The 17,649-nt window shown below is 63.9% G+C and carries 20 protein-coding genes; 4 read left to right on the top strand and 16 right to left on the bottom strand.

Translation table 11 applies throughout. The features are described 5' to 3' along the window. Window positions 1-288: 288 nt before the first annotated feature. Window positions 289-2,049: a glycoside hydrolase family 55 protein gene (locus MKI88_RS07295; RefSeq protein WP_241630334.1), complete on the top strand. Its 1,761-nt coding sequence runs from the start codon at window positions 289-291 to the stop codon at window positions 2,047-2,049. A 331-nt stretch (window positions 2,050-2,380) separates the two neighbouring features. On the opposite strand, the gene tgt is transcribed toward MKI88_RS07295, so the two are convergent. The 14 genes from tgt to MKI88_RS07225 all read right to left on the bottom strand — a co-directional run bounded on the left by tgt (window position 2,381) and on the right by MKI88_RS07225 (window position 14,641). Further along, entirely contained in the window at window positions 2,381-3,520 is a 1,140-nt protein-coding gene (tgt, locus tag MKI88_RS07290) for a tRNA guanosine(34) transglycosylase Tgt (protein ID WP_241630333.1), read from the bottom strand. Between the two features lie 19 nt (window positions 3,521-3,539). After that, entirely contained in the window at window positions 3,540-4,481 is a 942-nt protein-coding gene (locus MKI88_RS07285; protein WP_241630331.1) for a helix-turn-helix domain-containing GNAT family N-acetyltransferase, read from the bottom strand. Window positions 4,482-4,528: 47 nt separating this feature from the next. Further along, entirely contained in the window at window positions 4,529-5,059 is a 531-nt protein-coding gene (locus MKI88_RS07280) for an EF-hand domain-containing protein (protein WP_241630330.1), read from the bottom strand. Then, window positions 5,056-6,096 (bottom strand): tRNA preQ1(34) S-adenosylmethionine ribosyltransferase-isomerase QueA, encoded by a 1,041-nt coding sequence (gene queA / locus MKI88_RS07275; RefSeq protein ID WP_241630328.1) that lies wholly within the window; start codon window positions 6,094-6,096, stop codon window positions 5,056-5,058. Before queA ends, MKI88_RS07280 begins: the two co-directional genes overlap by 4 nt. Before the next feature lies 1 nt (window position 6,097). Then, window positions 6,098-6,811, bottom strand: a complete 714-nt coding sequence (locus tag MKI88_RS07270; protein WP_241630326.1) for a peptidylprolyl isomerase — start codon at window positions 6,809-6,811, stop codon at window positions 6,098-6,100. A gap of 74 nt (window positions 6,812-6,885) precedes the next feature. Then, window positions 6,886-7,392 carry a pantetheine-phosphate adenylyltransferase gene (coaD, locus tag MKI88_RS07265; RefSeq protein ID WP_241630325.1) on the bottom strand — a complete coding sequence of 169 codons (507 nt, stop codon included), beginning with the start codon at window positions 7,390-7,392 and terminating at the stop codon, window positions 6,886-6,888. After that, on the bottom strand, window positions 7,392-8,291 hold the full coding sequence (locus MKI88_RS07260) for a polyprenyl synthetase family protein (protein WP_241630324.1): 900 nt from the start codon (window positions 8,289-8,291) through the stop codon (window positions 7,392-7,394). Before MKI88_RS07260 ends, coaD begins: the two co-directional genes overlap by 1 nt. Window positions 8,292-8,298: 7 nt before the next feature. Then, window positions 8,299-8,547, bottom strand: a complete 249-nt coding sequence (locus MKI88_RS07255) for an exodeoxyribonuclease VII small subunit (RefSeq protein ID WP_241630322.1) — start codon at window positions 8,545-8,547, stop codon at window positions 8,299-8,301. A 100-nt stretch (window positions 8,548-8,647) separates the two neighbouring features. Beyond that, complete coding sequence (locus MKI88_RS07250) at window positions 8,648-10,333, bottom strand: long-chain fatty acid--CoA ligase (protein WP_241630319.1); 1,686 nt, start codon at window positions 10,331-10,333, stop codon at window positions 8,648-8,650. Between the two features lie 31 nt (window positions 10,334-10,364). After that, entirely contained in the window at window positions 10,365-11,456 is a 1,092-nt protein-coding gene (locus MKI88_RS07245; protein WP_241630317.1) for an MBL fold metallo-hydrolase, read from the bottom strand. Beyond that, window positions 11,453-12,139, bottom strand: a complete 687-nt coding sequence (locus tag MKI88_RS07240) for a DUF1013 domain-containing protein (RefSeq protein WP_241630315.1) — start codon at window positions 12,137-12,139, stop codon at window positions 11,453-11,455. Before MKI88_RS07240 ends, MKI88_RS07245 begins: the two co-directional genes overlap by 4 nt. A 108-nt stretch (window positions 12,140-12,247) precedes the next feature. Beyond that, entirely contained in the window at window positions 12,248-13,273 is a 1,026-nt protein-coding gene (locus MKI88_RS07235) for a glycosyltransferase family 1 protein (RefSeq protein WP_241630313.1), read from the bottom strand. Further along, the gene (locus MKI88_RS07230) at window positions 13,270-14,136 is read right to left on the bottom strand and encodes a UDP-2,3-diacylglucosamine diphosphatase (protein ID WP_241630312.1); all 867 of its coding nucleotides are present in this window, start codon (window positions 14,134-14,136) and stop codon (window positions 13,270-13,272) included. Before MKI88_RS07230 ends, MKI88_RS07235 begins: the two co-directional genes overlap by 4 nt. 115 nt (window positions 14,137-14,251) lie before the next feature. Next, the gene (locus tag MKI88_RS07225; protein WP_241630311.1) at window positions 14,252-14,641 is read right to left on the bottom strand and encodes a hypothetical protein; all 390 of its coding nucleotides are present in this window, start codon (window positions 14,639-14,641) and stop codon (window positions 14,252-14,254) included. Window positions 14,642-15,014: 373 nt separating this feature from the next. Here MKI88_RS07225 and MKI88_RS07220 point away from each other — a divergent pair, with 373 nt between their 5' ends. Both MKI88_RS07220 and MKI88_RS07215 read left to right on the top strand, forming a co-directional pair. Next, a complete protein-coding gene (locus MKI88_RS07220) occupies window positions 15,015-15,422 on the top strand; it encodes an antitoxin Xre/MbcA/ParS toxin-binding domain-containing protein (protein ID WP_241630309.1) in 408 nt (135 codons plus the stop codon). Between the two features lie 17 nt (window positions 15,423-15,439). Then, window positions 15,440-15,874 (top strand): RES family NAD+ phosphorylase, encoded by a 435-nt coding sequence (locus MKI88_RS07215; protein WP_241630306.1) that lies wholly within the window; start codon window positions 15,440-15,442, stop codon window positions 15,872-15,874. A gap of 3 nt (window positions 15,875-15,877) precedes the next feature. On the opposite strand, the gene MKI88_RS07210 is transcribed toward MKI88_RS07215, so the two are convergent. Further along, on the bottom strand, window positions 15,878-16,348 hold the full coding sequence (locus MKI88_RS07210) for a hypothetical protein (RefSeq protein WP_241630305.1): 471 nt from the start codon (window positions 16,346-16,348) through the stop codon (window positions 15,878-15,880). A gap of 4 nt (window positions 16,349-16,352) precedes the next feature. Beyond that, complete coding sequence (locus MKI88_RS07205; protein WP_241630304.1) at window positions 16,353-17,360, bottom strand: NAD(P)H-quinone oxidoreductase; 1,008 nt, start codon at window positions 17,358-17,360, stop codon at window positions 16,353-16,355. A gap of 73 nt (window positions 17,361-17,433) precedes the next feature. On the opposite strand from MKI88_RS07205, the gene MKI88_RS07200 reads away from it, so the two are divergent. Beyond that, a complete protein-coding gene (locus MKI88_RS07200) occupies window positions 17,434-17,631 on the top strand; it encodes a DUF1192 domain-containing protein (protein WP_241630302.1) in 198 nt (65 codons plus the stop codon). Window positions 17,632-17,649: the final 18 nt, after the last annotated feature.

The following is a 17,649-nucleotide window of genomic DNA, read 5'->3' as shown; positions in this document are numbered from 1 at the left end:
CAGGCCATGATCCTCGTCGCCATGGGCGGTAATCTGCTACGCCGGAACGCCCATCCCTGATTTTCCAAACAGACTCTAAGCTCAGTTTGTCGAGGGGAAGCGGAATACCTCGTTTTTCCGCGGCCGAACAAATCCGGGAGCTGGCGGCAGAGTGCCAGGCAGGCCTCCAAGTAGCACTCGCCCCTAGCTACACGACGCGCATTCAGGCTAGTCGCAAGGTTGGCGGTGGGCACTTCGCCCGCGTCATCTTGGTTCAAAAGCGCATTGTGACGACGGGTGGAGTGTACAATGGAAGATTTTCTGTGGGCAACACGCAGGGCACTTCTCGGAGTCATGGCTGGGGGGGTGCCTGTTGGCAATTCAGTTGCAGCATCGATAGCGAAATCAAATGTCGAGCAGGGGAACGCAGCGCCGACCGCTTCCGGCCAAAGCCGCTTCCGCCAATATGGCGCCGGAGCCGTCGAGCGCGATGTAGAGGACAAGCTTCGCGAAATCGCATCCGTCAAGGACTTCGGAGCCGTTGGCGACGGCACCACTGATGACAGCGCGGCCTTTCAAGCGGCGATCATAGCCACCACTTGCCTCTTCGTACCCCCGGGGCGGTATCGGCTGGGAAGGACAGTCCGGCTTCGCGATGGGCTCTATGTCTTCGGCACCGGCAAATCAGCATCGGAGCCGTACACTGAGGCTGCTTCGTTTCCTAATGTATTCCGTTCCGAGATCATCGTCGACGGCATCTTGGCCTTCGATGCTTCAAATACAAATAGCTCCAGCATCGAGGGCTTAGCGATCAAAGCATTGGGAGGTCGCCAATCGAGGTGGGGATGGCCTGCGGGAAAGCAGATCGACGCGATTGGCATTCATATAACGGGCTCCACCCAGTTCGAAGCGCGGAACATTTCGTTTCATGGCCTTGATGTGGCGATTGATGCGAATCAGGCGGTCGGATCAGCAGATACTCAGATGCCCCGCATCAGCGATTGGATGGCGACCGACTGTGGCACCGTCTTTCGCTTCGGGAACGCTTCATCAAGGGCCTACACCGTTCGCGACGCACGAATCGCCGATTGCGTGCACGCAATTCATTGCGACAGCATGCTCGATGCCCATCGCTGTGACGGGCTGCGGCTCGAGAATTTGAGACTATTTCACGGCAGCGCCCGATCGATCTACATCCGCGAAACGCCTTTCGTCTCACTCAACGCAGTCACGATCTTCGAAACAGGGGACGATCAGGTAACACTCGAAGAGTGCCTATACGCCTCTCTCGGGGGGCTCCTATTGGCGCGATCAGGCGCGTATAAGGGGCAGCGTCCCTATCCGCAGAAGATCGGATTGAAGCTCGACCGCTGCACTGATGTTGCAGTTTCCGGGCAGATCCAGCAGTCCACGGGCAAAGCTATGGACGTGATAGGCTGCGCAAATGTGAGCATCAATTGCGCGATTGGTACGCCGTTTTGGACGACGGGGAACAAGAACAATCTAGATGGTGCCATCAGTGTTCGGGGCAGTACCGGCGTCAATCTGAATGCATCATTCGGAGGAGTTGGGCGTGATTACTGGGTTAGCGTTTGGGCTGATCTTCACAGCGCACAGACGTTGTCCGGATCGGTTTCAAGCGATAGATCGGTGGGGGTGGTCCGCGGGACACACCTTCAACAGCAAGGCGGACACTGTTTTACCTTTCCCGCAGAGGTAAAACTTCAACCAGGAAGCAAGCACATCTTGGGCACGCTGAGGACGTTCATCCCTGCCGGTGCGATTCTCAAGTCACGGGCCGTCGAGATGACGCACTTTGCACCCCAGCTTTGCGTTCAGACTAACGTGAATGGCGAGCCAGTGATTTGGGAGGGCAGCGAAGAGCTGCTTCAGGACGGCGACAAGGCGGTGCGCTTCGGTTCGATATCTCTCGAAGACAAGCCACTATACGACAACAGATCGGGCCCGGGCGGTTGGTATTGTATTGAATTGAGCCTTCGCAACTTTTCGCGCAACATCGCCGCGATCGCAGCCGGCACTGAGGTCCGCATATCCACCGCAGTCACCTAATAAGCTGAGCTCTGGACCAGAATCGGTCAGCCTCATTGATGAAATCATTGGCGTTCGATATCTGACACCGGAACGCAATATGGCTTGGCGAAAGCTCTCATTCCCTGCGTCACAGGATCGCGAATGGCCTTACCATCGATTTCGCTGCCAATACGCACTCAACTCTCTCGATACAGCGCCGCGCGCTGTTATCACCCCATCACATCACTGCGAGTTTGTCCGCCAAAAGGCCGTCGCGGTAAAAGGTCGGGGCGCGTCGCCGCCTTAGGCGCCGTGATCGCGGGGGCGCCCGCACGTTCGAGCGCTGCCTGGTGACGAAAAGGACCGAGTGTCAGCCATCACCGCCGCGCAAAGCCGTGTAGCGCGCTCTGAAGCCATCCGCCCAAGCCTTGAGCCGGCCTTCGGCGATCGCCGCGCGCAGTTCCTGCATCAGTCGCTGGTAGAACCAGAGATTGTGCTCGGTCATCAGCATCGCACCGAGGATCTCGCCCGATTTGACGAGGTGATGAAGATAGGCGCGCGACCATTGTGCCGTCGGCGATTCCGGGTCGAGCGGACTCAGATCCTCGGCATGTTTCGCGTTGCGGATGTTGAGCGGGCCGTCCCAGGTGAAGGCCTGCCCCGTCCGCCCGCTGCGCGTCGGCAGCACGCAATCGAACATGTCGATGCCGCGCTCGACAGCGCCGACAATGTCGTCGGGCTTGCCCACGCCCATCAGGTAGCGCGGCTTATCCTGCGGTAACTGGTCCGGCGCGAAGTCGAGGCAACCGAACATCGCCTCCTGCCCCTCACCCACCGCGAGCCCGCCCACCGCATAGCCGTCAAAGCCGATGTCGATCAGCGCATCGGCCGACTGCTTGCGCAGGTCTTCATCGAGCGCGCCCTGCTGGATCCCGAACAATGCTGCGCACGCGGCATGTCCGGTGCCGCTGTCAAAGCCCTCGCGCGAGCGCCTGGCCCAGCGCATCGACCGCTCCATCGCCGCCGCGCGCGCATCGCGCGTCGCGGTGGTGGGGACGAGCTGGTCGAACGCCATGACGATGTCCGACCCCAGCAATCGCTGGATCTCCATCGAACGCTCGGGGGAGAGCATGTGCTTCGAACCGTCGAGATGACTCCGGAAGGCGACGCCCTCCTCGGTCACCTTGGTCAGTTCGGACAGGCTCATCACCTGATATCCGCCGCTGTCGGTGAGGATCGGGCGGTCCCAGCCCATGAAGCCGTGCAAGCCGCCAAGCTTGGCCATGCGCTCGGCGCCGGGGCGCAGCATCAGGTGATAGGTATTGCCGAGGATGATGTCGGCGCCGACCGCGCGCACGGTCTCGGGCTTCACCGCCTTGACCGTGGCGGCGGTGCCCACGGGCATGAAGGCGGGCGTGCGGATCTCGCCGCGCTGCATGGCGATCGTGCCGGTGCGCGCCTTGCCGTCGGTGGCGGAAATGGTGAAGGAAAAACGTGGGGCTTCGCTCATCCGCGCGCCTATAGCGGCGTCATCGCTTCAACGCCAACTCCCCCAATGCCATCTCCCAAGTCTCGCCCTGTTCGGGTTCGCCAAAGGCGTCGTGCATGTCGACCGAGACGATCGCGAAGCCAGTGGCGGCATAGATGCGCCGCGCGCTCAGAAGGACGCTGTGCGTCCACAGCCAGATTTTCGCATATCCCGCCTCGCGCGCGAAATCGGTGCAGGTTCGAACCAGCGCCGCGCCAATCCCCAGCCCGCGCGCATCGGGTTCGACATAGAGGAGGCGGAGTTGCGCGGCATTGTCACCCGAATCGCAGCAGAAGATCGACCCGAGCATCCGCCCGCTGCGCTCGGCGACCCAGCATTGCTCGCGCCCCGGCTTGAAATCGCGCAGGAAGCTGGTGGTGACCTCGCCCTGGAGCACCTCCATCGGACGGCCCCAGCCATGATGCTCGGCATAGAGCGCGGACTGGCGCCCCGCGATCGCCCCCATGTCGCCGGGACGGAAGGTGCGGATCGACCAGTCCCGCGCATTGGCGTCGCCCAGCAATGCGCGCGCGGTGTCGAGCGCGGACACCAGGGTCGCGCGCCCCTCGGTGCCGAGCGGCGCGAGCTGGCGCTCGACCTCGGCTCGCGTGCGCTCGTCGAGCGCCGCGAACATCGCCCTGCCCGTATCGGTGGGAAAAATCGGACGCTGGCGCGCATCGGTCCCGCGACCACGCTCGATCCAGCCCTTGCCCTCGAAGCGGCGCAGCAATCGGCTGGCATAGCCAGCATCAAGGCCGAGCGCGTCCTGCAGCGCCGAGGCCAGCGGCGCCTCGCGGGCGAGGATCTCGTAGAACAGCCGCGCTTCGACCAGCGTGAGTTCGCTGCCCATATAATGCGGTTCGAGCACGCCCGCGAAGCGCGTGTGGAAGCGGTTGAAGGCGCGGACGGCGGTGACGGCGTCATTCAGGGCGGGGTCGATCATGCGACCGCCCTGCGCCTGTTACTTGACGATGTCAACTATATGGAGAACTAGTTGTGCTGCTTCTCCGGCAGCGGCTGCTTCTCCGCCGGTGGCTGCTTCGGCGGGGTGCCGCGCTGCTGCGGCTGGAAGCGCGGGCTGGTCAGCGTGATGAGTTCGGAACGGACGATGGCGCCATCCTTGTCCTTGTCGAGCTCCGCGAAACGCCGGTCGAACTCGGTCTTGTATTCGGCGAACGAAATGCGGTCGTCGCCATCGCGATCGAAATCATATTGCCCGGGGATCGCGCCCGCATTGCCAAGCCAGGTCTGCGCCCAGCCGGTGAGTTCGAGCAGCGAAATCTGCCCGTCTCCATTGGCGTCGCCATGCTTGAATGAGCGCTCGAGCCCGGCGTCGAACTCGGCGCGCGTCACGCGTGCATCCTGATCGCGGTCAAAGCCCGCGACCGTCACCGCAACCGGCGTCGCTGATATGGTTGGCGCGCTCAGCAATGCCGGATCGATCTTCGGAGGCTTGCGCGCCTGACCGGAACCGGCAGCGAGGAGGAGAACACATGCGCCGATTGCGGTCTTGCGGATCACTTTGAGGTCCTTTCAGGCAGCAACAGGCTGGCGTCGCCATAAGAGTAAAAGCGATAGCCTTCAGCGATAGCATGGGCATAGGCCGCCTGCATCCGCTCGCGCCCCATCAGCGCGGAGACGAGCATGAACAGCGTCGAGCGCGGCAGGTGGAAATTGGTCATCAGCCCGTCTATCGCCCTGAAGCGATAGCCGGGCGTGATGAAGATCGCGGTATCGTCCTCGAATGGCCTGATCACGCCATCCTCGCCCGCGGCGCTTTCGAGCAGCCGGAGCGAGGTCGTCCCCACTGCGATCAACCGGCCGCCCCGCGCGCGCACCGCGTTGAGCCGGTCGGCGGTGACAGCGTCGATCCGCCCCCATTCGGCGTGCATCTTGTGCGCCTCGGTGTCGTCGACCTTGACCGGCAGGAAGGTGCCCGCGCCGACATGCAGCGTCAGCGTCGCGGTCTCGATCCCCGCTGCGTTCAGGGCCGCGATCAGCCCCGGCGTGAAATGCAGCGCCGCAGTCGGCGCCGCGACGGCGCCCGCCTCGCGCGCGAACATGGTCTGGTAATCCTCGCGGTCCTGCGCATCGGTCGCGCGCTTGCCCGCGATATAGGGCGGCAGGGGCATGGTCCCCGCCCGTTCGAGCAGCACTTCGACGGGTTCGTCACCCGCGAAGTCGAGCGCGAAGCTGCCATCCTCGCCGCGATCGCCGGCGGTCGCCAGCACCCCCGCGCCGAAGTCGATCATATCGCCCTCATGAAGCCGCTTGGCGTTGCGGATAAAGGCCCGCCAACGCCTTAAGCCTTCGCGTTTGTGGAGCGTGGCGCCGATCCGCGCCTGACCACGCATGCCCTCCAGCTGCGCGGGGATGACGCGCGTATCGTTGAAGACAAGCATGTCGCCCGAGCGAAGCTGCTGCGGCAGGTCGCTGACCACGCGATCTGCCGTTCCCTCACCGTCGAGCACGAGCATTCGCGCGCTGTCACGCGGGCTCGCCGGCCGGAGCGCGATGCGTTCCGGCGGCAGCTCGAAATCGAACAGATCTACGCGCATCCTATTGCGGCGGCGTGGCCGCCTCTTCGGGCGTGGGCTCTGCCGGAGGCGGCGGCGCTTCTGCTGCCGGAGCCGGAGCTGCCGTCGGTTGCGACGCAGGCGCCGCTGCAGGCGCAGGTACTGCGCTGCAACCGCCCGCCAGGCTCGCCTTCACAATCTTGCCCGGGTTTGCCGGCGGCTCGCCCTTCTCGATGGCGTCGACATACTGCATGCCCGCGATCACGCGCCCATAGACGGTGTAGCGCCGGTCAAGCGTGGTGCGCGGCATCAACATGATGAAGAACTGGCTGTTCGCAGTATCGGGCTCGTTGGTGCGCGCCGCAGACACGGTCCCGCGAAGATGCGGCAGCAGGTTGAATTCGGCCTTCAGGTCGGGAAGGTCGGAACCGCCCTGCCCCGTGCCCGTCGGATCGCCCGCTTGCGCCATGAAGCCTTCGATGACGCGGTGAAAGACGATGCCGTCATAAAAGCCGCGGCACACCAGCGTCTTCATGCGCTCGACATGATTGGGCGCGACATCGGGACGCAGCTGGATGGACACACGGCCGCCCGTCGAAAGATCGAGATTGACGATATTCTGCTGGTCAGTGGCGGGATCGGGCGCAGGTCCGGGCATCGGCAAGGTCGCGGGCGACGGCCGCTGATCCTGCGCGATCGCGCCCTGGCTGGCCCAAAGGCCGGCGAGCGCCGCCGCCACGAAAAATGTCGATTTCATGCTGTTCTTTCCAATCCCCAGAACGAATTGCCTTGGCGTCGCCATAGCGCCGCCGGCTGAAAGCTTGCTGAACATCAATCGCCCTTGAGCCCGATCTCAGCAACGCGCGCCTTGACCTCCGCCTCAACCGGGGCGGCGACGAAACGCGAAATATTGCCGCCAAACAACGCGATCTCCTTCACCAGACGTGACGCGATCGGCTGCAGCGAAACGTCCGCCATCAGGAAGACCGTCTCGATCCGGTCGTTGAGCTGCTGGTTCATGCCAGCCATCTGATACTCATATTCGAAATCCGCCACGGCGCGCAGGCCGCGCACGATCATCGACGCGCCCTCGCGCTCGGCGAAATCCATCAGCAGCGAATTGAAAGAGACGACGTGAATCTCGCCCCCGATTGTCGCGACCTCGCGCTGGACCATGTCCATCCGCTCTTCGATCGAGAACATCGGCATCTTCGACGGATTGGTCGTCACACCGATCACGAGGCGATCGACCAGCTTCGCACCGCGGCGAATAATGTCCATGTGCCCAAGCGTGATCGGATCGAAGGTCCCTGGGTACACACCAATACGCTCGCCCATCAACGATCCCTTTCGATGACGTAGCGCGCCACCGCGCGCAGCAGATCCGCTTCCTGACCGAAGCCGTGCAGATGCCCGATCGCCTGATCGACGAGCATACGTGCCTGTTCGCGCGCGCGATCGAGCCCCAGGAGTGACAGGAAGGTCGCCTTGCCCGCCGCCATGTCCTTGTTGAGCGTCTTTCCCGCCACATCGGCATCGCCCTCGACATCGAGAATGTCGTCCGCGATCTGGAAGGCGAGCCCGATATCGCGCGCATAGCCCCTAAGGCCCGTGCGCCCTTCGGGCGGGATGCGACCGAGGATGGCGCCCGCTTCGACCGATACGCTGATCAGCGCACCCGTCTTGAGCTGCTGAAGCCGCGTCACCGTCGGCAGGTCGAAACTCTGATGCTCGGCAGCCAGATCCATCATCTGCCCGCCCGCCATGCCGCCCGGCCCGCTGGCGCGCGCAAGCTCGAGCACGAGCTCGGCGCGCACGAAGGGATCGAGACTGGTTTCGTCGGCGGCGAGCATCTCGAAGGCCAGCGCATGCAGCGCGTCGCCCGCCAGCACCGCGGTCGCCTCATCAAACGCCTTGTGCACCGTGGGCTTGCCGCGGCGCATGTCGTCATTGTCCATCGCGGGAAGATCATCATGGATCAGCGAATAGACATGGATGCACTCGATTGCCGTCGCGACGCGCAAGGCGCGCTGGCGATCGACGTTGAACATCTCGGCGGTCGCCACCGTCAACAGCGGGCGCATCCGCTTGCCGCCGCCGATCGCGGCGTGGCGCATTGCCTCGTAGAGTGGGCGGCGCGGATCATCGGGGACGCGCAGCAACAGGTCGAATTGCCGGTCCATCGCACCGGCAATCTGATCCAGCGCGGGCCCCAGTTCTCGCGACATGCGCGTCATGGCTCCATCAGCCGGCATCGAATGGCTGCGTTCCCGCCGGGCGACCATCCTGGCCCAGCCCGATTTTCTCGATGCGCGCCTGCGCCTCGGCCAGCCGCGCCTCGCATCGCGCGCGCAGCTTGTCGCCCTCGGCGTAAAGGCCGATGGACTCGTCGAGCGAAGCTTCGCCGCTCTCCAGCCGCGAGACGATGGCTTCGAGCCGCTTCAGCGCGTCCTCGAACGAAAGTTCGGCAAAGGCATCCTGTTCCTGTCCCATGGTTTTCGCTTGTGGCGACGGCTCAGGCAAGGGTCAAGCGCTGGCAGACACAGTTTTTCGGTAGCGGCCTGGTGCGCACCATATCGCGGCATCGCGCCGGTTACGTGCCCGCCGCCCGTTCCTTCTCTTCGGCTACCAGTTCCTTGCGGCTGAGCTTGCCGATCAGTGTCTTGGGCAGGTTCAGACGGACCTCCACTGCAAGCACGCGCTCATGCTTGCCGAGTTGCGGGTTCAACCATGCCTTCAGCGCCTCGCCATCGGTCTCAGCCCCGTCAGCCAGCGTCACGAACGCCTTGGGCATCTCGCCATGATAGGCATCGGGCACGCCGATCACGAGCGCTTCCTTCACTGCGGGGTTGCGATACAGAATCGCCTCGATCTGGCTCGGAAACACCTTGTATCCGCCAACTGCGATCATGTCCTTCAATCGGTCGACGATCCGGATATAGCCGTCCTCGTCAATCTCGCCGACATCGCCGGTGCGCAGAAATCCGCCGACGAAGACCTCGGCGTCCGCATCGGGACGGTTCCAGTAGCCCTTCATCACCTGCGGCCCTGAAAAGACGAGCTCTCCCGGCTGCCCCTGCGGCGGCGGCCTGGTCGGATCCTCCTTGTCGACCAGCTTGACCAGCGTGCCGGGGATGGGCTGGCCGATCGTGCCCGGCTTGTTGAGCCCCTCATAGGGATTGGTCGACACGACACCCGAGCTTTCGGTCAGGCCGTAACCTTCGACGACCTTGGCCCCGGTATGCGCCTCGAACCTGGCCTTCACCTCGGCGGGCAGCGGCGCGCCACCCGAGATGCAGACGCGCAGCGACGAGAAATCGGTGCGATCAATCTTCGGATGATCGAGCAGCGCCTGATACATGGTCGGCACGCCGGGCAGCGCGGTGGCCTTGATCCGCTCGATCAGCGCCAATGCCTGCGTCGCGTCGAAACGCGGGAGCATGGCGATCAGGCCCCCGCGATGAACCGTGCGATTGAGCACGCAGGTATTGGCGAAAACGTGAAAGAACGGCAGCACGCCCACGATCCGGTCGGGCGCGGATGGATCGGGGTCGAGCAGATCGACCTGACGCGCATTGGCGGTAAGGTTCTGGTGCGTCAGCATCGCGCCCTTGGGCGTACCCGTCGTACCGCCGGTATACTGGATCAGCGCGACGTCATTCACCGGATCGATCGGCGCGCACGCGCACGCGCCGTCATTGTCGATCAGCTTCGAAAAACGAATGACACGCGGGTCGTCCTGCGGGGTTTGAGCGACCTCGCCACGCTTGAAGAGACGGTAAAGGATCGATTTTCCGCGCGGCAATACGCCCGCGACCGAGCCCACGACGATCCGTTCGATCGCGCTCTGCTCCATCACCCTGAGTGCCGTCGGCAGCAGCACCTTTGCAGACAGTGTGAATAGGATGCGCGTCCCCGAATCCGCGACCTGATGCGCGAGTTCCTCGACGGTATAGAGCGGCGAGAAATTGACGACGGTCGCACCGATCCTGAGCGCGCCATAATAGGCGGCCAGATAATGCGGCACATTGGGCAGGAACAGGCCGACCCTGTCCCCCTTGCCGATGCCCAGCGCCGTGAGGCCGCAGGCTACCCTGTTGGCGCCGTCGAGCGTCTCGGCATAGCTGTAGCGCCGTCCCATGAAGTCGATCAGATCGGCGGTGCCATGCGCCGCAGCGCTTTCCTCGAGCATCGCGGGAAGCGAGAGCGGCGCGAAGTCCTGATCCCAGTCACACGGATGATTATATCGGGTTTTCCAGATCGGTACGGGCGCGCTCATTGACACAAGTGTAGGCTAGCGCGGTGGCCGGTCAAGCCGCCCGATACCACGAAACGCCGTCCTGCGTTTCACGAACGGCGCGCCCCGCAACCTCCAGACGCCGCAAATGGGACAGGGTTTCGCCGGTCGCCATGGCCAATACGCTGTCGTCGATCGTGCGCCGGAACAGCTGGCCGAAACAATCGACGGCACGCCGCGGTTCGACGAGAAAGCCCGCGAGATCGTCGAGGCGCTCAAGATGCTCGTCGCGCAGCGCCCTGAGACGGACATGAAGGCCATGGAAAGGCTCGCCATGCGCGGGAAGGACGAGCAGATCGTCGGGAAGACCGAGCAGCTTCTCGATCGAATCGAGCCAGTCGCCCAGCGGATCGGCCTCGGGCTCGGTGGCGCCGAGCGACACGTTGGAGCTGATCCGCGGCAGTACCTGGTCGCCGGCAATGAGCATGCCCGCGGTTTCGTTGAGCAGACAGGCATGTTCGGGGCTGTGCCCGCAGCCGGTCACCACGCGCCATGACTCGCTGCCGAAGTTCAGCAGTTCGCCTTCGCGGATCCGGCGGTAGCCGAGCGGCAGACGATGGACGATCGTCCGCATCCGCCCCCAGCCTTCGGCGGCAGCGGCTTCGACCTGCGCCTCGCTCCAGCCCGCGGCACGGCGCATGGCGTTCACCTCATCGGGAACCGCGTCGCGCGCATCGGCGCGCAGCATCTGGGCGGTGAGCCACTCGCCGCGCGTCATCCAGACGGCTGCGTCGAACCTGCGCGCGAACCAGCCCGCAAGCCCGATATGGTCGGGATGAAGATGCGTGCAGACGATCCGGGTGACATCCACGCCCGCGAGGTCGCCTGCCAGGATCGCTTCCCAGTTGGTGCGGCAATCGGGCAGGTTAAGCCCCGTATCGACGATCGCCACCCCGCCATCGTCGTCGAGCACCCAGCAGTTTATGTGCTGGAGCGACATCGGAATCGTGATCCGCGCCCAGCGCACGCCGCCATCAAGCCAGTGGAGCGTGCCCGGCGCGGGACCGAAATTGCCGAGCGGATAGGTCAACCCCTTGAGGCTCGTCGGGACGAAGCTCTCATCCTGCGTCAGCGACGCGTCGGGGGATGACCCGCTCGCGCTCACTTCTTGAAAAGGCTGTCGGCGGTATGCTCGGTCGGCTGAGGACCATGCTCCTCGGCGTGGAGCGCCGCATCGGCATCGCGCGCGGCGGCGTCGCGCTCGGCGCGCAGTTCCTCGATCAGCGCGGCGCGGTCACCCTCCATCCGGCTGTCGGTCGGCGCTTCGAGGCCGGCCTTCTTGGCTGCCTTGGCAACGAGCGCGTCGAGTTCACGCTGCGAGCACAGGCCCAGCGTCACGGGATCCTTGGGCACGATGTTGGCGATGTTCCAGTGGCTACGCTCGCGGATCGCCTGAATCGTCGTGCGCGTGGTGCCGATCAGCTTGCCGATCGCGCCGTCCGAAATCTCGGGATGGTTGCGGATGATCCACGCGATGCCATCGGGCTTGTCCTGACGCTTGGACACGGGCGTGTAGCGCGGCCCCTTGGTACGGCGGACCTGATCAGGGCCCTTCTGCATCTGCAGACGGTAATTGGAATCCTTCTGCCCCTTCTCGATCTCGTCCATCGTCAGCTCATGCGCGCGCACGGGATCGCGGCCGGTAAGCTTGGTGGCGGCGGTGTCGTCGGCGATCGCCTGGACCTCGAGAATATGGAGCCCGCAGAACTCGGCGATCTGGTCAAAGCTGAGTGCAGTATTGTCGACCAGCCACGAAGCGGTCGCATGGGGCATGAGCGGCTGGGCCACGGTGAATTCTCCAGACAAAATAAGGGCCGCCCCTCTCGGAGCGGCCGGAATATTGCACCCGATCTAATCATACGGGGGCGCAAGAGCAAGTTTCTCTTGTGTCCGCCCTCAGGCGGCCGCGCGCAAATCCTCGCCCAAAGGTGCGAGCGCGTCAAGAAATTGGCGCGCACTTTCATTCCAGGTGAAGGTGCGGCCATGCACGGCGCAATCGTCGCGACGCAATCGGAGCGCCCCCCGGATCGCATGACCGAGGTCTTCGTCCATGCAACCCGTCTCGCGCGTCAGCACGTCGACGGGTCCGGTAACGGGAAAGGCCGCGACAGGCGTGCCGCACGCCAGCGCCTCGATCATCACCAGCCCGAAAGTATCGGTCCTGCTGGGGAAGACGAAGACATCGGCGCCCGCATATACGCCGGACAGTGCGGGGCCGTTCATCGCGCCAAGGAACACCGCGTCCGCGAAGCGCTCCTGCAATTCCACGCGCGCGGGGCCATCGCCCACGATCACCTTGGTACCGGGCTCGTCGGTCCGCAGGAATGCCTCGATGTTCTTTTCCACCGCGACCCGCCCGACATAAAGCTGGATCGGCCGTTCAAGTCCCTCGAAAGATTGGGGTGGCGATATGTCAGGATTGAAGCATTCGAGATCGACGCCCCGCCCCCAATGACGCACATGCGCTATTCCATGCTCCACAAGCGTCGCGCGGATCGACGGCGTGGAGCCGAGCACCGCGCGCGCGGGACCATGAAACCACTGGATATAGCGCCACACCCATTGGGCGGGCATGCCTGTGCGCTTCTCGACATAATCGGGAAACTGCGTGTGGTAGGCGGTGGTGAATGGAAAACTGCGCCTGAGACACCAGCGCCGTGCCGCGACGCACAGGGGCCCCTCGGTGGCCAGATGGATCGCATCGGGCGCGAAATCCTCGATGATCGAACCCACCGTCGCGGTACGCGTCATCGCCAGGCGGATTTCGGGATAGGTCGGGCACGGCAGCGACAGGAACAGGTCGGGCGATATGACGCGCACGATATGGCCCTGCGCTTCCAGCTCGGCACGCACCGCCTTCAGCGTGCGCACGACGCCGTTCACCTGGGGATCCCAGGCGTCGGTGACGATGCAGATCTTCATGCCGCGATCCTGGCGATCTTAGCGGCATTGCGTGCGGCAACCTCGTCGGCCCAGTGAAGCACCTGCATCCGGCCATCGAAATGCTCGACCAGCGCGGTGCAGCCTTCCACCCAGTCGCCGTCGTTATAATATTCGATGCCCGCAATATCGCGAATTTCGGCGGTGTGGATATGGCCGCACACGACACCGTCGACACCGCGCGTACCCGCTTCGTGCGCCACCACCTCCTCGAACTTGGAAATGAACTCGACCGCGTTCTTCACCTTGTGCTTGGCGTGCTTCGACAGCGACCAATAGGGCAGGTTGAACCGCGCGCGAACCTTGTTCACCACATAGTTGAGCCGCATCAGCGTTTCGTAGGCGAAGTCGCCGACATGGGCGAGCCAGCGATGCGCGAGCATGATCGTGTCGAATTCGTCGCCATGCAGGACCAGAAGCCGCCGGCCATCGGCGGTCTTGTGGATCGCGGTTCGCTTGATCTCGACGCCCCCGAAGCGAAGCCCGGTAAACTGCCGGAACATTTCGTCGTGGTTGCCGGGGATATAGATGATCCGCGTACCACGCTTGGCGCGCTTCAGGATGCGCCAGACGATGTCGTTGTGCGCAGCCGGCCAGTAGAAGCGCTTTTTCAACCTCCACCCGTCGATGATATCGCCGACCAGGTACATCGTCTCGCTGTCGGTGCTGTCGAGGAAGTCGATCAGCATGTCGGCGTTGCAGCCGCGCGTGCCGAGATGGATGTCGGAGATCCAGATCGTCCGGAAGCGCCGCCGGCTGGTCGGGCAACGCTCGGCGAAGTGCGGCTCGTCCCCGCAAAATTCGAGGATATCGGCATCCATCGCGATGCGTGTGATGGTATCCATGCAAAGTCCCCCGGACATTGACCTTGCCCGGGAGCTTTCGCGGATTCGTGTTACAGTTCGAATCCCCGGGGGATGACGATTTGGTGACAAATCCGCATGAACTGACGCCCGTCGATCAATAGCAACGCCGCGGCGCAAGCGGGTCCGTTTCGGCGGCGGCAGCAAAAAAGATCGAGCTGTTCCATGGGGCCGCCAATGCAATGTCATCGTCGGCTATCCAGCCCGGCGGCTGATCGGGACGCGCGCGCTCGATCAGATGCCGGCACGTCGCGGTCCTTTCGAAGCTGCCCACGCGCATGTCGGCATAGGCCAGAAGACTTGCGATATCGTCGAAATAGGCGCCCGGATCGGCAGTCCCGGCATAATCGAGCCTGTGAAAACCGTAGAGATATCCGTCGCCGCGCGGCGCTCCATCATTCTCGATCTTGCAGACGCGAAAAATGCGGACGCCGGCTATCGCATAGGACATCGACACGCTGCCCGCGACGGGTTCGGCGACAAGCATCGCCTTCAATGATCTGGCAAAAACGGACATACACCCAGGACGAACAAGAAAGTTGATAGGCCCGCCCTGGTCAGCGGCTGATAGTCATTCGTCTGAAACAATGCCGTTCGGCCGCCCCAGACCCAAATTCGCAATGCCACCCCCCGATGAAATTGCGGACCCGTTTTCTATTTATAGAACGCTGGTCGGTCTGTTCCGTAAAATTGCTTAGGCACCTGCGTAACAATTCGCGCCGAAAACGCTGCGCCTCTTGTCGCAAACTACAAAAAATATCACAAAATCAAACAGATTGAACAAGCGCTCCTCCGATGCGCGCTTCTGGCTGAGAGCGCCCTTGGTTGCCTCTGCAATTTGGCCGACCTATATTGGCCATATGGCAACCGCATTCTCGCTTGAACGCTTCGTGAAGGCGCCGCCGCTCAGGCAGGCGGAGGCGGTAGCGCGCGGCCTGCCCGTCAAGGCAGTGCGCGATCTGGTCGCCGACCCTGCGATCAGCATCGCCGATGTCGCGCGCATCATAGGCCCCCGCCGCACGCTCGATCGCAGGCTCAAGCAGGATGAACGGCTGACGCCGGAGGAAAGCGACCGGTTCGCGCGCTTCGTGACCGTGCTGCAGGCCGCCGCACAGATCTTTGGCGACCGCGCACGTGCGATGGCATGGCTGGACGCGCCCAAACAGCGTTTCGACGGTGCCCGGCCGATCGACCTGCTGAAGAGCGACGCCGGCACGCGACTTGTCGAGGAAGTGCTGATACAGGCGCGCCACGGCTTTACCGCCTGAACCAGCTGCAGAGTACGATGATCGTCTGGCGCATTTGCGAGCATGCCGATCTCGAGGGAATGGGCGGGACGATTGTCGGCGGCCGCTGGCACAGCAAGGGACGCCCGATCGTCTACGCAGCCGATTCGAGCGCATTGGCGATGCTTGAAGTGCTCGTCCATCTCGAGGTCGACAGCGTCCCGGCGCCCTTTCAGCTCATGCGCGTCGCGCTCGACGATGGCCTGGCAGCGACCGAATGGCCCGAAAGCCGCCTGCCACGCGACCTCGCCGAGAGCCGTGCATGGGGCGACGCCTGGCTGAAGACGGCGGACACTGCGCTCGCACGCGTCCCCTCGGTGATCGCCCCCGACAGCACCAACTGGCTGCTGAACCCCGTGCACCCGGCAACCAGGAACGCACGCATTGTCGCCAGAAGCCGCTGGCCATGGGACAAGCGGCTGTTCAGGCGCTGACGCTCAGATCACGCCGAGCGCCTCGCGCTGCTTGGCCTCGCGGCGGCGGAGCCAGAGAATGAAGCCCAGGATACCCATCATGGGAAGCCAGCCCCAGAGGTGCGCCGCACGCGGGAAGGCATATTCGCGGCCATGGTCGCGGCCCGTCACCTGTTTCACCCTGTCGAGTTCCGTGGCGGTCACCGGCGCGAGCATGTAGCTGCCGTCCGGGTTCTGCGAGAAGAGCACCATGCCCTGATCCTCATAGGCCCAGAAAGGCATCCACAGCGCGCTCACCTCACGATAGGACCAGCCGAGATCGAGCTGAACCGAACCCCGGTCCATGCTGTATCCCTCGAATCCGGCGTCATCTGGCAGATCCGCGACGAGCGCGACCTCCGGCCGGTTCTCCATCACCCAGCGCCGCGCTTCTGCCGGTGCCGCCAGCCCGAGCGCGCCGGCAAACGCCAGCGCTACCGCCCCCAATCTGTTCATTCCCTCACCCCCCGGTGGTTGTCAGAACGATCTTCCCCACATGCTCGCCCGCTTCCATCCGCGCATGCGCCTGCGCGGCCTCGGCAAGCGGAAACACCGCGTCGATGACGGGCTTCAGCTTGCCTTCTTCCACCAACGGCCAGACCGAACGTGCCAGTTCGTCGGCGACGAGCGTCTTGAACTCGACCGAGCGCGCACGCAGCGTCGACCCTGTAAGCACGAGCCGCTTCATCATCACCGCGCCGATATTGATCTCTGCCGTCGCGCCGCGCTGCACCGCGATCGAGACATGGCGCCCCTCGGGCGCAAGGCACTGGAGATTGCGCGGCACATAATCGCCGCCGACCATGTCGAGCACCGCGGCACAGCCGCTGCCTCCGGTGAATTCATTGACCGCAGCCACAAAGTCCTGCGTCTTGTAATTGATCGCCAGATCGGCGCCCAGGTCTCGCGCGGCGGCGCATTTCTCGTCCGACCCGCAGGTGACGATCATGGTCAAGCCGAAAAGCTTGCCGAGGGTGATCGCCATCGTGCCGATTCCGCTTGTCCCACCATGCACCAGAACGATATCGCCCTCGACCGCATAGGCGCGTTCGAACAGGTTGGTCCACACCGTGAACAGCGTCTCGGGAAGGGCTGCCGCCTCAACCATCGTGAGCGCGTGAGGCACGGGCAGGCACTGGCCCGCGGGCGCGATTGCATATTGGGCATAACCGCCGCCCGCGATCAGCGCGCAGACCGCCTGGCCGGGCTGGATATCGTGCACGCCCTCGCCCAGCGCGACGACTTCACCCGCAATCTCCAGCCCCGGAATCGTGGAAGCTCCTGCCGGCGGGGGATAAAGGCCGCGCCGCTGAAGAACGTCGGGGCGATTGACCCCGGCGGCGGCCACGCGGACGAGCACTTCGCCCGCGCCCGGTTGCGGCACCGCGCGCTCGACGGGCCGCAGCACTTCGGGCCCACCCGCTTCCACCGGGTCGATCGCGATCATCTTTTCAGGCAAGCCAGACATATAACCCCCACTGCGACCGAAAGCCGCCGCGCGGTTTATTGACAGCCGAACGGTTTCGGTCAACGTTTCTCCCATGGATCTGGACGAACTTTTTGCGAAGCGGCCGGGCGAACCTCTCACGATGCTCGTCAAGGAGGATCTCGACCCGCTGTCGGTCGAGGAGCTGAAGCTCAGGATCGAAGCACTCAGGGGCGAGATCGCGCGCGTCGAGGCGCGGATCGCCAGGGCGACCAATCACCGCGCCAGCGCAGAGGCACTGTTCAAGCGATGATGACCCCCGCACCGGGGC

It is taken from the genome of Sphingomonas sp. LaA6.9 (assembly GCF_022601895.1).
GTDB lineage: Bacteria > Pseudomonadota > Alphaproteobacteria > Sphingomonadales > Sphingomonadaceae > Sphingobium_A.
This window is presented reverse-complemented; position numbering and strand designations above follow the sequence as displayed.

Excerpts from the sequence above, each read along its gene's own strand:
- MKI88_RS07295 (WP_241630334.1), top strand. The coding sequence starts at position 289 with ATGGAAGATTTTCTGTGGGCAACACGCAGGGCACTTCTCGGAGTCATG.
- tgt (WP_241630333.1), bottom strand. The coding sequence starts at position 3,520 with ATGAGCGAAGCCCCACGTTTTTCCTTCACCATTTCCGCCACCGACGGC.
- MKI88_RS07285 (WP_241630331.1), bottom strand. The coding sequence starts at position 4,481 with ATGATCGACCCCGCCCTGAATGACGCCGTCACCGCCGTCCGCGCCTTC.
- queA (WP_241630328.1), bottom strand. The coding sequence starts at position 6,096 with ATGCGCGTAGATCTGTTCGATTTCGAGCTGCCGCCGGAACGCATCGCG.
- MKI88_RS07270 (WP_241630326.1), bottom strand. The coding sequence starts at position 6,811 with ATGAAATCGACATTTTTCGTGGCGGCGGCGCTCGCCGGCCTTTGGGCC.
- coaD (WP_241630325.1), bottom strand. The coding sequence starts at position 7,392 with ATGGGCGAGCGTATTGGTGTGTACCCAGGGACCTTCGATCCGATCACG.
- MKI88_RS07260 (WP_241630324.1), bottom strand. The coding sequence starts at position 8,291 with ATGACGCGCATGTCGCGAGAACTGGGGCCCGCGCTGGATCAGATTGCC.
- MKI88_RS07255 (WP_241630322.1), bottom strand. The coding sequence starts at position 8,547 with ATGGGACAGGAACAGGATGCCTTTGCCGAACTTTCGTTCGAGGACGCG.
- MKI88_RS07250 (WP_241630319.1), bottom strand. The coding sequence starts at position 10,333 with ATGAGCGCGCCCGTACCGATCTGGAAAACCCGATATAATCATCCGTGT.
- MKI88_RS07235 (WP_241630313.1), bottom strand. The coding sequence starts at position 13,273 with ATGAAGATCTGCATCGTCACCGACGCCTGGGATCCCCAGGTGAACGGC.
- MKI88_RS07230 (WP_241630312.1), bottom strand. The coding sequence starts at position 14,136 with ATGGATACCATCACACGCATCGCGATGGATGCCGATATCCTCGAATTT.
- MKI88_RS07225 (WP_241630311.1), bottom strand. The coding sequence starts at position 14,641 with ATGCTTGTCGCCGAACCCGTCGCGGGCAGCGTGTCGATGTCCTATGCG.
- MKI88_RS07220 (WP_241630309.1), top strand. The coding sequence starts at position 15,015 with ATGGCAACCGCATTCTCGCTTGAACGCTTCGTGAAGGCGCCGCCGCTC.
- MKI88_RS07215 (WP_241630306.1), top strand. The coding sequence starts at position 15,440 with ATGATCGTCTGGCGCATTTGCGAGCATGCCGATCTCGAGGGAATGGGC.
- MKI88_RS07210 (WP_241630305.1), bottom strand. The coding sequence starts at position 16,348 with ATGAACAGATTGGGGGCGGTAGCGCTGGCGTTTGCCGGCGCGCTCGGG.
- MKI88_RS07205 (WP_241630304.1), bottom strand. The coding sequence starts at position 17,360 with ATGTCTGGCTTGCCTGAAAAGATGATCGCGATCGACCCGGTGGAAGCG.
- MKI88_RS07200 (WP_241630302.1), top strand. The coding sequence starts at position 17,434 with ATGGATCTGGACGAACTTTTTGCGAAGCGGCCGGGCGAACCTCTCACG.